This is a genomic window from Limnohabitans sp. 2KL-51, from assembly GCF_003063645.1.
Classification (GTDB): Bacteria; Pseudomonadota; Gammaproteobacteria; order Burkholderiales; family Burkholderiaceae_C; genus Limnohabitans_A.
The window spans coordinates 42,969-56,265 of record NZ_NESJ01000015.1; the positions used below are offsets into that span (position 1 = coordinate 42,969).

The 13,297-nt window shown below is 58.4% G+C and carries 9 protein-coding genes; 8 read left to right on the forward strand and 1 reads right to left on the reverse strand.

What is annotated here, in order from left to right; translation table 11 throughout:
- Positions 1-92 precede the first annotated feature (92 nt).
- The 4 genes from B9Z49_RS15755 (at position 93) to B9Z49_RS15770 (ending at position 7,957) form a co-directional block, all read left to right on the forward strand.
- A complete protein-coding gene (locus tag B9Z49_RS15755) occupies positions 93-2,876 on the forward strand; it encodes a TonB-dependent receptor domain-containing protein (protein WP_146188546.1) in 2,784 nt (927 codons plus the stop codon).
- A gap of 147 nt (positions 2,877-3,023) precedes the next feature.
- Positions 3,024-4,142 carry an efflux RND transporter periplasmic adaptor subunit gene (locus tag B9Z49_RS15760; RefSeq protein ID WP_108354397.1) on the forward strand — a complete coding sequence of 373 codons (1,119 nt, stop codon included), beginning with the start codon at positions 3,024-3,026 and terminating at the stop codon, positions 4,140-4,142.
- 9 nt (positions 4,143-4,151) lie between these two features.
- Complete coding sequence (locus B9Z49_RS15765) at positions 4,152-7,259, forward strand: efflux RND transporter permease subunit (protein WP_233254656.1); 3,108 nt, start codon at positions 4,152-4,154, stop codon at positions 7,257-7,259.
- On the forward strand, positions 7,256-7,957 hold the full coding sequence (locus B9Z49_RS15770) for an SDR family oxidoreductase (RefSeq protein ID WP_108354398.1): 702 nt from the start codon (positions 7,256-7,258) through the stop codon (positions 7,955-7,957). The genes B9Z49_RS15765 and B9Z49_RS15770 overlap by 4 nt, the downstream gene beginning before the upstream one ends.
- A gap of 279 nt (positions 7,958-8,236) precedes the next feature.
- Here B9Z49_RS15770 and B9Z49_RS15775 read toward each other — a convergent pair whose 3' ends face one another.
- Positions 8,237-8,992 (reverse strand): IclR family transcriptional regulator, encoded by a 756-nt coding sequence (locus B9Z49_RS15775; protein WP_108354399.1) that lies wholly within the window; start codon positions 8,990-8,992, stop codon positions 8,237-8,239.
- Positions 8,993-9,707: 715 nt separating this feature from the next.
- Here B9Z49_RS15775 and B9Z49_RS15780 point away from each other — a divergent pair.
- From B9Z49_RS15780 to B9Z49_RS15795, 4 genes are read left to right on the forward strand one after another with little or no spacing between them, the layout of a single operon-like run.
- A complete protein-coding gene (locus tag B9Z49_RS15780) occupies positions 9,708-10,700 on the forward strand; it encodes a thiamine pyrophosphate-dependent dehydrogenase E1 component subunit alpha (RefSeq protein WP_108354400.1) in 993 nt (330 codons plus the stop codon).
- 14 nt (positions 10,701-10,714) lie between these two features.
- Entirely contained in the window at positions 10,715-11,695 is a 981-nt protein-coding gene (locus B9Z49_RS15785) for an alpha-ketoacid dehydrogenase subunit beta (protein ID WP_108354401.1), read from the forward strand.
- Positions 11,696-11,700: 5 nt separating this feature from the next.
- Positions 11,701-11,949: a lipoyl domain-containing protein gene (locus B9Z49_RS15790; protein ID WP_108354402.1), complete on the forward strand. Its 249-nt coding sequence runs from the start codon at positions 11,701-11,703 to the stop codon at positions 11,947-11,949.
- A complete protein-coding gene (locus tag B9Z49_RS15795) occupies positions 11,946-13,283 on the forward strand; it encodes an aspartate aminotransferase family protein (RefSeq protein WP_108354403.1) in 1,338 nt (445 codons plus the stop codon). The genes B9Z49_RS15790 and B9Z49_RS15795 overlap by 4 nt, the downstream gene beginning before the upstream one ends.
- Positions 13,284-13,297 lie beyond the last annotated feature (14 nt).

Genomic DNA, 13,297 nt, shown 5'->3' on the forward strand with positions numbered 1-13,297 from the left:
TACAAATTTAAGTAAAAAATTACTCTTTAATTATTTTTTAATGCCAAAATCCAAGGTCTGTGAGCGGTTTTCACGTTCATTTGGAGCTGGCCATGAGAGCAAAACAGTCATTTTTCAAACGTCAACGCATCTTGGGGGTCGTCATTTGTGGCGGTTCTTGTGCCTTTGTTGGGGCGCAAAGCACAGAGATGTCGGTCACCACTTATCCACCAGTGCATGTGGTTGAAAAGCCGCTTGAATACCGACAATTTGAAAAAGTAGAAATCACTGGGTCATCGATTGTTCGCAAAGAACAAACACTGGCTTTGCCCGTTCGGGTGATCACACGCCAGGAAATTGACAAAAAAGGACACCTGTCGGTGACCCAGGTTGTGCAGAGCCTGACCCAAGTGTTCAATTCAGTGGACCGAACGCAAAGTGGCAATTTACTGGGTGGATTCAACAATGGTGCTTTGCACGGCATGCCGACCGGAACGTTGGTGTTGCTCAATGGCCGAAGGTTGGCCCCGTTTGGTATCCAGAACATCTCCGGCACTGAAGTGGCCCAAGTAGATTTGGACAGTCTGCCCTTGGCTGCTGTTGACCGCATTGAAGTCTTGAGTGATGGTGCATCGTCTTTGTATGGAACAGATGCCATTGCAGGGGTGATCAATGTCATCACCCGCACCGACAGGCAAGGGGTGGAAATCACGGCAGATCTCAGCCGGCCCCAAGGTGGCGTGGGCCAAGCCTGGCGCAGCAGCTTGAGTTGGGGGCGAGGGCAGTTGCAACGAGACGGCTTCAGTTTGCGCTTGACAGCAGAAATCGATGAGGAAAAAGCCATGGGCATGTCCGATCGATCAGCCGGTAGCCAAGGCCGAGTCTTCTTTGAACATCAAGGCAATCCATTTCACATCGACAGCCCCAAAGTCTCCTCCTTCACGGCGCCAGCGTTGCTGTATTCACCATCTGCCAAAAATAACAAAATGTGGTCGTATTTGTTTAAAGATGGGCAATGCACACATGAAAGTATCAGTTACCGGGGGTTTCTGGGTGGCTGCAAAGTCAACTTGTTGCCCACTTATGACCTGTACCCTGACAGCCAAAATAGAAAGCTCCACCTCAGTGGAGAGTACAGACTTCACGAAGGGGCCACGTTCTTTGCTGAAGGGCTCTATACACGCCAGAAAACAAACATGGCGAGCTTGGACTGGACCCCCATCAGTGGACGCCTTGTCAACCGTGTGGATTCAGTGGGGTACAGCGAGGCGGTGGCGCAAGGTCTGGATCCGGCCAATGCTTTCTATTTCTTTCAACCTGATTTGCCTGCATTGCAAAGGACTCGTGACAAAACACAATGGCGTGCGTCGGTGGGTGTCAAAGGCGAAATTGAACATTGGAATTACCAGGCCAGCTTGTACAGCGCACGGTCACAGGTCATCACGGGGGCCGAATATGGGGACATCGGTCGTCTTGGGCTCATAAAATCCACACCACTGCCCAGTGCTTGGGTACTGCTGCCCTTGGATGCGCAAAACCCGTTAACCCAACAAATTCTGGACACACGGCAATGGCAAAAAGACCGTGAAGGTCAAACGCAATTGACGGCATTTGATGTCCGCGCATCCAAAGCTGTCGGTGAGCGTGACGGCAAAGACGTTTTGTTAGGGCTGGGTATTGAAGGGCGACAGGAAAAGGCCATCACCCGCTACCTGGAAGCCTCGGCGGCGTTCCCCGGCTTCGGTGACCAGCGCCATGTCATGGCCGCCCATGGCGAACTTCAGATACCTGTGACAAGCAGCTGGGATTTGATCGCATCATTGCGCCACGATGCGTACAGCGATGTGGGGGGAACCACGAACGGTAAATTGGCCAGTCGACTGGCGATCAGCCCTCTATGGGCAGTTCGTGGCTCCTGGGGGTCTGGATTCAGAGCGCCGTCTGTGGGACAAACAATGATGTTGACCGAGCCTTATGTACACACTGTCTTGAGCGGATTGAGTTGCACACCCGATCTGATTGCGGTCACCAACACACTTACGCCGACGGCTGGCAGTTCCGGTGTTTATTGCCGAAATAACAAATCCATGCGGGTCTTTACCAACGGCAATCCTGACTTGAAACCAGAGACCTCAGAGCAGATGACTTTAGGGTTTGCGTTGACACCCACGCGCAATTTCAGCATCAGTGCAGATTACTGGCGGGTCCAGATGAAAAACACTTTGCAGTTTGAAAGTTGGACGCAAGTGCTGGCCAATCCGCTTCAAAACACAAATCAATTCATTCCGTATCCCGAGTTGGTCCGAAATCCGGGAAGCAACACCCAGTACAACGATGTGGCCTTGCTTTTGAAGATGCGCAATTTGGGTATGTCGGTCAAAGGGCTGGATGTCGATGTGCGTTACAGAAAGCCGGGTGATTGGGGCAGATGGTTGCTGGGTTTGCAAGCCACCTACATGCTCAAGTCCAAAGAGCGCCAAAGTGAAACCACAGAATGGACGACAGACCTTGCCGCCTATTCCAGCGCCACCAATGTGGTCACACCCCGGTGGCGAAGCCAATGGACGCTCGGCCTAGAGCGGTCCGATGTGCAGTGGCAAATGGTGATACACCACACCACCGGCTACAAAGACAAGGACATCACGGCCATTCGGGTTGACACTGGAAAAAGTGAAGTCATCTCCAGCCGCAAAGTACCGGGTTTTGTCACGGCCGACGTGATGGGTTTGTTCAAGGTGGGGACACACACCCAAATTCGCACCGGTGTAGTCAATGTAACCAACCGCATGCCGCCGCTGTCGTTTTATTCCGCCAATGGACTGTCGTGGGGGGTGAACAGCGACCAGGGGAGCTTGAGGGGCAGAACGGTGCAATTGGGATTGACCCACAAGTTTTGAATGGAGTGGGCTTATTGACCTCGGTGCTTCGGTCAACATGGACGCATTCTGAAGGGAAGCCACCCGCATTCAAGGTTCAATTCATGTTTAACGCTTGACCGCTAAACTTGGCCGGCGCCAAGAGGGCGTGTAGTCAAGAGTAGTGTCATGAAAAAAAGCGGTATCTGGGTGTGGGCTGGTGTTTTGTGGAGTTTGGCTTGGGTCGCCCAGGCAGCCGATGACCGCCAGCAACCCGCCGCTTCTAAGCCGTCATTGACAGTGACCGTGGTCACGCCCCAAACTGCCAGCTTGTCCCAGAAAATCAGCGCCAACGGCAACCTGGCTCCTTGGCAAGAAGCCATCATCGGCGCTGAAGCCAATGGCCTGAAGATCACCGAAGTGCACGTGAATGTGGGCGACCGGGTGCAGCGCGGCGATGTGTTGGCGGTCTTGCAGGCAGACACCCTGCGCGCCGAGCTGGCGCAAGCCGAGGCCGCACTTGCAGAAGCCACGGCCAGTGCGCAAGAAGCCAAAGCCCAATCTGACCGCGCACGCAGCTTGCAGCAGCAGGGCTTTTTCAGCAACGCGCAACTGAGCCAGACCTTGGCTGCCGATGCGTCAGCGCAAGCGCGTGTGCAGTCGGCTCGCGCTCTGGTGCAGCTGCAAAATGTGCGCCTGGCGCAAACCCAAGTGCGTGCGCCCGATGCGGGTGTGATTTCGGCGCGGCAAGCCACGGTGGGCAGCGTGGTGGGCGCGGGCACTGAGTTGTTTCGCTTGATTCGCCAGGGCCGTATCGAGTGGCGCGCTGAAGTCACAGCAGCCGAGATGGGTCGCATCCAGGTGGGTGCTCCGGTACAAGTGAAGGCCGCAAGCGGCCAGCAGTTGCAAGGCAAGGTGCGCATGGTTGCGCCCTCGGTCGATGCGCAAACCCGCAACGCCATCGTGTACGTTGACTTGCCCGCCGCCACTGGCAGCGCCCGCGCAGGCATGTACGCCCAAGGCGAGATTGCGCTGGGCCAAAGCCAGGCGCTCACAGTGCCGCAAAGCGCCGTGGTGGTACGCGATGGCTTCAGCTACGTCTACACCGTGGGTTCTGATCAGAAAGTCAGCCAGCTCAAGGTACAAACCGGACGCCAAAGCGGCGATCGCGTGGAGGTGAGCCGTGGCCTGAAGCCCGATGCCCGCGTGGTGGCCAGTGGCGGTGCATTTTTGAACCATGGCGATACGGTGCGTGTGGTCGACACGGCCGTTTCCTCCGCTCTCTCCGCTGCACCCGCCACCAAATAAAGGGACGCCATGATCAACGTCTCTTCGTGGTCGATCCGCAACCCGATCCCCGCCGTCATGCTATTTGTGCTGCTGACGGTGGCCGGCTTCATTGCCTTTGGGTCCATGAAAGTGCAAAACTTTCCGGACCTGGACGTGCCCACCATCTCGGTGACTGCCAGCCTGCCCGGTGTAGCGCCCTCGCAGCTCGAAACCGATGTGGCCCGCAAGCTCGAGAACGCGCTGGCCCCACTACAGGGCCTCAAACACATCACCACCAAGGTGCAAGACGGCGTGGTGTCGATCACCGCCGAGTTCCGCATGGAAAAACCCAGTCAGGAGGCGGTGGACGATGTGCGCTCGGCCATTCAGGGCGTGCGGGCCGATTTGCCCGGTGACCTGCGCGACCCGGTGGTGCAAAAGCTCAACCTGGCGGGCACCCCCGTGTTGGCCTACACCGTGCGTTCGGCGCGCATGGACGACGAAGCGCTGTCGTGGTTGGTCGACAAAGAGATCACGCGCAAGCTTTTGTCGCTGCGTGGTGTGGGTGCCGTCAACCGCGTGGGTGGCGTGACAAGAGAAGTGCGTGTGGCTTTGGATGTGAACCGCCTGCAGTCGCTGGGCATCACGGCGGCCGAAGTGTCGCGCCAACTCAAGCAGGTGCAGCAAGAAGGCTCGGGCGGACGCATGGCGCTGGGCGTGGGTGAACAACCCGTTCGCACGCTGGCCACCGTCAAGACGGCGCAAGAGGTGGGGCAGATCGAGTTGGCCACATCTCGTGGCGGGCGGGTGCGTTTGGACCAATTGGCCACGGTGAGCGACACGCTGGCCGATGCCCGATCAGCCGCAGCACTGGACGGCAAGCCCGTGGTGGGTTTTGAAGTGGTGCGCAGCAAGGGCGAGAGTGAAGTGGCCGTGGGCCGCTTGGTGCGTCAGGCGCTGGCCGACTACCGTTTGCAAAACCCGGACATCGAGATCACCGAATCCTTTGACTTTGTGACCCCGGTGGAAGAGGAATACAACGGCTCTTTGCTGCTGCTGTACGAGGGCGCGATTTTGGCGGTGCTGGTGGTCTGGTTGTTCTTGCGCGATTGGCGGGCCACCTTTGTCTCGGCGGTGGCGCTGCCGCTGTCGGTCATCCCTGCCTTCATTGGCATGGCTTACTTGGGCTTTTCCATCAACGTGGTGACTTTGCTGGCGCTGTCGTTGGTGATCGGCGTGCTGGTGGACGACGCGATTGTGGAGGTAGAAAACATCGTGCGCCATTTGCGCATGGGCAAGTCGCCCTACCAAGCAGCCATGGAAGCGGCCGATGAAATTGGTCTGGCCGTGATCGCCACCACCTTCACCCTGATCGCGGTATTTTTGCCCACGGCTTTCATGAGCGGCATTCCGGGCAAGTTCTTCAAGCAGTTTGGCTGGACGGCGTCGCTGGCGGTGTTCGCTTCGCTGGTGGTGGCGCGGGTGCTCACGCCCATGATGGCGGCCTACATTTTGAAGCCCATCGTCACAGCCGCGCACGAGCCGGGCTGGCTCAAGCGCTACCTGGTCTGGGCCACCTGGTGCATGAGGCACCGCCTGGTCACCATGGTGCTGGCCACCTTGTTTTTCATCGGCTCCATCATGCTGGTGCCTTTGTTGCCCAAGGGCTTCATCCCGCCGGACGACAATTCGCAAACCCAGGTCTATGTGGAGCTGCCACCGGGTTCGACTTTGGCGCAAACCCAGGCCAGTGCCGAACACGCCCGCACGCTGCTCATGTCGGTGAACGACGTGAAGAGCGTCTACACCACCATTGGCGGCGGCAGTGCGGGCAGCGACCCGTTTGCGGGTGGCGGTGCGGCCGAGGTGCGCAAGGCCACGCTTACCATCCAATTGAGCGAGCGCGGCACACGCCCGCGCAAGCAGGTGATTGAAAACGACATACGCACTGCTTTGCAGCAATTACCCGGCGTGCGCACCAAGGTAGGCCTGGGCGGATCGGGTGAGAAATACGTGTTGGTGCTCACGGGCGAAGACCCGCAGGCCCTGCAAACGGCTGCCATGGCGGTGGAGCGCGACCTGCGCACTATTTCAGGCTTGGGCTCGATCGCATCGACGGCCAGCTTGGTGCGCCCCGAGATCGCAGTGCGCCCCGACTTTGCCAAAGCCGCCGACCTGGGCGTGACCAGCGCCGCAATCAGCGACACCTTGCGTGTGGCCACTTTGGGCGACTACGATGCCGCCCTGCCCAAGCTCAATTTGTCGGAGCGCCAAGTGCCCATCGTCGTGAAACTGGGCGACGCATCCCGGCAAGACCTGGCCACGCTCGAGCGCCTGATGGTGCCCGGCAGCCGTGGCCCCGTCATGCTGGGCCAGGTGGCCAGCATCGAGGTGGCGGGCGGCCCGGCCGTGATTGACCGCTACGACCGCCAGCGCAACATCAACTTCGAAATCGAGCTCTCGGGCATGCCGCTGGGCGACGTGACGCAAGCCGTGCAACAACTGCCCGCACTGCAAAGCCTGCCCCCGGGCGTGAAGGTGGTCGAAGTGGGCGACGCCGAAGTCATGGGCGAACTCTTTGCCAGCTTTGGCTTGGCCATGATGATCGGCGTGCTGTGCATCTACATCGTGCTGGTGCTGCTGTTCAAAGGCTTCTTGCACCCCATCACGATTTTGGCGGCGCTGCCGCTGTCGCTGGGTGGCGCGTTTGTGGGCTTGTTGATCGCGGATAAGAGCTTTTCCATGCCTTCGCTGATTGGTCTCATCATGCTCATGGGCATCGCCACCAAGAACTCCATCTTGTTGGTGGAGTACGCAATTGAGGCGCGACGCGGCAAACCTGCCGAGGGCGATCACCCCGCCGTGCCCGGCATGAGCCGCTGGGACGCGATGCTGGATGCTTGCCACAAACGCGCCCGGCCCATCGTCATGACCACCATTGCCATGGGCGCGGGCATGCTGCCCATTGCCGTGGGCTGGGGCGCGGCCGACGCGAGTTTCCGCTCACCCATGGCCATTGCAGTGATTGGCGGCTTGCTCACCAGCACGGTGCTCAGCTTGCTGGTTATCCCGGTGGTGTTCACCTACCTGGATGACTTGGGCCAGTGGTCTGGCAAGATGTTTAGAAAACTGACACAAACAAGGAGCAAAGCATGAGCAACAAAGTGGCGGTGGTGGTGGGCGGCGGCAGTGGCATGGGCGCAGCTGCAGCGCGCAAGCTGGCGCAAGATGGTTTTCAGGTGGCGGTGTTGTCTTCGTCCGGCAAGGGCGAGGCGCTGGGCCGCGAGTTGGGCGGCATCGGCCTGACGGGCTCCAACCTGTCGAGCGAAGACCTGCAAAAGCTGGTCGATCAAACCATGGCGCGCTGGGGCCGCATCGACGTGCTGGTCAACAGCGCAGGCCACGGCCCCAAGGGCCCGTTGCTCGAGTTGACCGATGCGCAGTGGCACTTGGGGCTCGACATGTATTTCTTAAACGTGGTGCGCGCCGTGCGGGTGGTGGCGCCCATCATGGTCCAGCAAAAATCGGGGTCCATCGTCAATATCTCTACCGCCTGGGTGGTCGAGCCCAGCGCGATGTTCCCGACCTCAGCGGTGGCGCGCGCTGGCTTGGCCGCTTTCACCAAGCTCTTTGCCGACGAGAACGCGGTGCACCAGGTGCGCATGAACAATGTACTGCCCGGCTGGATCGACAGCCTGCCCGCCCAAGAGCAGCGCCGCCAAAGTGTGCCCATGCAGCGTTACGGCACCAGCGAAGAAGTGGCCGCGACCATCGCCTTTTTGGCCTCGGATGCAGCGGCTTACATCACGGGCCAGAGCTTACGGATTGATGGTGGGTTGATGCGTTCGGTGTAACTGCGCACAGCCACGCTCGTTGGTTGATGATTCAAGGATTGGAAAAATCACAACGGGCGGCATCTGCCCATGGTTGGGCATGGACTTCCATTCCCGATACAACGCACTCGTGGGCAACAAAATTCCAGCCTCCAACACGGGCTTGATGCGATGGTGCCGAAGACTGTGGTGACGTCAGTGCATGCAAGACACCCAATCGAGCGACAACCTAACCCTGACCCATCCGGGTGGTCACCGAGGGCTGTTCATCAAGATAACGATGGAGGAACGCCAAGGGGTTCAGGTGGCCGGGTCAAATCCTAGTTTCTTGGAGACCTCCAGCGCTGCGCTTACAAGCTCAGGTGCCAGTTTTTCGATGACGGCGTCAGTCAGTCGGCTGGCGGGTCCGCGGATGGCCAGGCAGCCTTCGATTTCGCCACGCCGACCAAACACGCCCGCTGCAAATGCTCGGATGCCGGCAACACACTCTTCGTTGTCCAGTGCCCAGCCGCGCACCCGCACGCGCTTGACCTCGGCGCGCAACTTGTCAGGGCTGATCAGGGTGCGCGGCGTGACGGCTGGCAAACCGGTCACCAGCACTTCGTCGAACAGTGAATCGGGCCCGAAGGCCAGCATCACCTTGCCAGATGCGGTGCTGTGCATGGACTCTGCATCACCGACGTTGGCCGCAACTCGCATGGGTTGGCGGCTTTCCAGGGGCAGCGATACAACGGTTTCCGTGCCACGGCGTACAACGAACATGACGGTTTCGTCACACAGATCGCGCAAGCTCTCCATCCATGGCCGTGCCACCTCTCCAGCAGGTACTTGGCGCAGGTTGTGGCTGGCCAATTCAATGAGGCCAGGCCCCAATCGGTATTTCTTGGTGGATGGGTCTTGTACCAGGAAGTCCTCCGCCGCCAAGGTGCGCAGCAAACGGTAGGCAATCACCTTGTCCATGCCCAATAGCCGAGACACATCGCTGGCACCCAGGTCACCTGCGGCGGGCGTGAATTGCTTGAGGATGGTCAGGGCTTTGGCAACGGTCTTGCTCATGGGTGTTCATGTCCCAATATTTTCACATCAGGATGTCGTAAGACAATGATTTGGCACGACTTTTTTGGTTTGAAGTCGGGCTTCGATGGGGTGGTCGGGTCCATGACGGAAGGTGTTTTTCTTCTGGATGGAAAGGCCCCGCAGGCTTATGCTCGCAGCAGCAAAGAGTTCTCGTGTAACGATAATTGTAACGCTCCTAACCTTCCAAAGCATTCAAGTGGTTGCGGTCCAGTGCCGTTACCACCTGCCCTCGTTAGGTTTTTAACCCATGAGGTTACAAAGACCATGAGTTCGCCCCTCTCCGGCTGCACGACATATGAGCAGCAGCTGCTGACATTTTGATAAAGGCGAAACGGGTGGCCCTGATCGAGTTGACCACAAACTGCGTGGATTGAAACCCACGGGGGTGTGGTGTTTTCAGCGGTTGAGGTCCTGGAACTCTTGATTCCTGCATCATTGATGAACAGCAAAATTTGCAAATAAAGAAACAGCATTTCTTAATAAGTAATAGATAAAGATTTATAACGGTTTTAACAAATCCAAATTGATCTAAAGAAGTAGATTTTGTGAGCTAAATCTGGTTGAGAATGTGTCGTAGGTGACAAGGAGCCAAAAAAATCATTGCTTTTAAAGAAATGACGTGATTAAAATTAGTAAACGCATGGGTCAATGACCCCTCCTTCAACCATGTGACGACAAGACCGAGATTCAAGCCATGAAAGAGAACCCCGGGGATAACCGTCCCAGCACGGCCGAACGCCTGGCCATGTATGAGCGAATGCTGCTGATCCGCCGTGTTGAAGAGCGCTTGGGCGCGGACTTCAAGGCGGGCAAGTTGATTGCAGGCGTGCACCTTTACAGCGGACAGGAAGCAGTCGGTGTGGGTGTGTGCCAACACTTGCGCGACGCCGACTGGATCGCCAGCAACCACCGTGGGCATGGCCACTTCCTGGCCAAAGGCGGTGACGTGCGGGCCATGATGGCCGAGATCCATGCCAAGGTAACGGGTGTGTGCAAGGGAATGGGCGGCACCATGCACGTGGCAGATCTGAGCAAGGGCATCTTGGGCGCCAATGGCATCGTCGGCGGTGGCATCAGCCTCATCTGCGGTGCGGCCTATTCGCAGTCTTTGCAGGGTGATGGCGGCGTGTCTGTCGCTTTCTTTGGTGATGGCGCGTCCACCCAAGGCGTGATGAGCGAGGCCCTCAACCTCAGCGCCCTTTGGAAGCTGCCCATGATCTTCATCTGCGAGAACAACCTGTTCTCGGAGTTCTCGCGTTCGGACACCGTGGTGGCTGGACGTATCGTGGACCGCGCTGGCGCCTATGGCGTTCCAGGTGTGCAGGTCGATGGCAATGACCTGGATGCAGTCTGGGCCGCCGCCAGCCAGGCCGTCCAACGCGCCCGCAACGGAGAAGGTCCCAGTTTCATCGAAGCCTTCACATACCGCATGTCCGGGCATGTGGAAGCCGAAACCGGTTTCCTTCAGGGTGCAAAGTACCGCAGCGAAGAAGAAGTTCAGTCCTGGGTTGAGCGCGACCCGATCCAGCGACAAATGGCTCAACTCTTGAGTACTCAGCAAGCCACGTTGGACCAGTTGACCGACATCGAAGCCCGCGTTCTCGCTCAGGTCGAAGACGCCGTTCAATTTGCCATTGACAGCCCGCCGCCTCCGCCAGAGCAAGCGCTGCAATTCATGTTCGCCTGAGGGAGCACCAATCTATGGCAAAGAAGAGAATTATTCAGGCGATCAACGAGGCCCTCGTTGAAGAGATGACACGCGACGAACGCGTCATCCTATTTGGCGAAGATGTAGAAATCAGCCTTTTTGGTGACACCCGTGGCCTATCGCAGCGCTTTGGGCCAAGCCGCATCCGCAACACACCGATTTCGGAAACACTGATCACTGGCATGGCGCTGGGCGCGGCCGCTGCAGGGCACCGCGTGGTGGCGCACATGATGTTCGCCAATTTCACCTACACCGGATTCGACTCCATCGCCAACCAGGCGGCCAAGTTGCGCTACATGACCGGGGGGCAGGCACGTTTGCCTGTGACCTACGTGGCAGCCTACGGTGGTGGGCGTTCGATTGCTGCACACCATTCCGACACGCCCTACCCGTTGTTGATGAACTTGGGCGGTATTCGAGTGGCGGTCCCCGCCACCCCCGAAGACGCCAAGGGACTCATGAAGTCTTGTATCCGCAGCGACAGCCCATCTTTTTTCCTGGAAGCCGGTGGCCGTGGTGGTGAGATGGGCGAGGTGCCCGATGGCGATTACGTCACGCCCTGGGGCAAGGCGGCGGTGCGTTGCACGGGTGGCGACGTGACCGTGGTGGCCATCGGCTCCATGGTCAAGCTGGCCATGGCTGCGGCCGAGGTGCTGCGCAATGAACACAGTATCCACGTCGAGGTGATCGACCCGCGCACACTGGTTCCGCTGGATGAAGACTGCATCCTGAGCTCGGTAGAAAAGACAGGCCGACTGGTCTTGGTCGATGAATCGCGTGACAGCTGCAGTGCCGCGAGTCATATCGCAGCCATCGTCGCCGACAAGGCGTTCGGATCGCTGCGTGCCCCCATCCGCCGTGTGACGGTGCCAGATGTTGCCATGCCCTATGCCCCCAATTTGGAGCGGCTGGTGATGCCCAGCGTCGAACGCATCGTTGCCACCATTCAGCAATTGACGGACAGCCGTCCTTGAAACCCATGAAAGTCAATCTCAAACTCTCCCGCGTTGGCATGAACATGGAGTCTGCCACCATCAGCGTCTGGCACAAGAAGCCCGGTGATATCTTTCGCAAGGGTGAAACGTTGTACGAAATCGAAAGTGAAAAAGTCACGATGGAGGTGGATGCCCCCTGTGACGGCAAGCTGTTGTCCCACACCGTAGAAGCGGGTGGCGAGGCCACTGTGGGCGGCAACGTCTGTGTCATCGATACGGATCTGTCAGCATGAATAAAACCGATCAATTGAATTTCAACCTCGGCTTACGAACGCAATACTTGGCCGAACGCGCTGCGCGAGTCATGCCAGGAAGGCAGAGCAATCTTCGCACCTTCCCCGAACCTCCGGTATTCATCGAGAAGGCGGTAGGTCAAAGGTTGTGGGACGTTGATGGCCGAGAGTTGATCGACTTTGCCATCGGCATGGGCCCGGGCATTTGGGGACACGGCAACCGTGAATACCAGGACGCCCTTCATGCACAACTAGAAAGGCTTTTCGTTGTGGCCTCGGGCATGCTGCAGACCGAGCCTGAGGTGCAATTGGCTGAGAAGATCGTCAGACATGTTCCCTGTGCCGACCGGGTTAGATTTGTGACCACCGGATCAGAGGCTGTGCAGATGGTGGTGCGTCTGGCGCGAGCCTTCACAGGTCGACGCCTGTTTGTACGCTTTGAGGGCCACTACCATGGCTGGCTGGACAACGTTCTGGGTGGCCGCGTCAACGATGAGCAGGGCGTCGACCCTTATGCGCTGGAGAACCCAGCTGACCCCATGCACACCGAAGGCCGCGCTGAATTTGCCATGCGCGAGTCTTTCAAGATCCCATGGAACGATGCAGATGCTTTAGAAGAACTGCTCAAGACCCACGGCAAAGACATCGCGCTGGTCATGATGGAAGCCGTCATGACCAATGGGGGCTGCTGCATCCCACGACCCGGTTACTTGGAGCGTGTGCGAGAGCTTTGCGCCCAGTACGGCGTGGTCTTCTGTATTGACGAGGTCATCACAGGTTTTCGGATGGGCTTGAGTGGTGCTCAGGGTCACTATGGCGTAACCCCCGATTTGGCCAGCTTCGGCAAGGCCATTGCAGGAGGCATGCCACTGGCGGCGGTAGCGGGTCGTGCGGACATTTTCGAGCTGCTGCGTTCCAACGCTGTAGTCGGTGCGGGTACCTTCAATGCCGCCCCCATGAGCATGACGGCGGGCCTGACCACCATGCGCATGCTGGAGCGCGACAATGGCGCAGCGTACCGGTACATCGACGAGATGCAGTCGCACTTCATGGCCGAATTCAAGCGACTGGGCAGCAAGCACGGACACGATCTGCTGGTGCAAGGCGTACGAGGCGTGTTCTGCGCTCACTTTACTTCGCTACCGGTGGCTTACTCAGCACGCGACCTTGCCGTAAACGCGGATCGTGACAAGGCACGCCGACTGCGCTTGGCGCTGATTGAAGAAGGGGTCTATGCTGGCCGTGGCGACCGCTACTTTGTATCTGCTGGCCTGACGGCTGCCGATCTGGAGGACGGTTTGGCCAGACTGGATCGTGCGCTGGCGCGTATCTAAACAAGGCAAAGACT

Bases quoted from the DNA above. Each gene is read 5' to 3' on its own strand.
- B9Z49_RS15755 (WP_146188546.1), top strand. From the start codon at position 93: ATGAGAGCAAAACAGTCATTTTTCAAACGTCAACGCATCTTGGGGGTC.
- B9Z49_RS15760 (WP_108354397.1), top strand. From the start codon at position 3,024: ATGAAAAAAAGCGGTATCTGGGTGTGGGCTGGTGTTTTGTGGAGTTTG.
- B9Z49_RS15765 (WP_233254656.1), top strand. From the start codon at position 4,152: ATGATCAACGTCTCTTCGTGGTCGATCCGCAACCCGATCCCCGCCGTC.
- B9Z49_RS15770 (WP_108354398.1), top strand. From the start codon at position 7,256: ATGAGCAACAAAGTGGCGGTGGTGGTGGGCGGCGGCAGTGGCATGGGC.
- B9Z49_RS15775 (WP_108354399.1), bottom strand. From the start codon at position 8,992: ATGAGCAAGACCGTTGCCAAAGCCCTGACCATCCTCAAGCAATTCACG.
- B9Z49_RS15780 (WP_108354400.1), top strand. From the start codon at position 9,708: ATGAAAGAGAACCCCGGGGATAACCGTCCCAGCACGGCCGAACGCCTG.
- B9Z49_RS15785 (WP_108354401.1), top strand. From the start codon at position 10,715: ATGGCAAAGAAGAGAATTATTCAGGCGATCAACGAGGCCCTCGTTGAA.
- B9Z49_RS15790 (WP_108354402.1), top strand. From the start codon at position 11,701: ATGAAAGTCAATCTCAAACTCTCCCGCGTTGGCATGAACATGGAGTCT.
- B9Z49_RS15795 (WP_108354403.1), top strand. From the start codon at position 11,946: ATGAATAAAACCGATCAATTGAATTTCAACCTCGGCTTACGAACGCAA.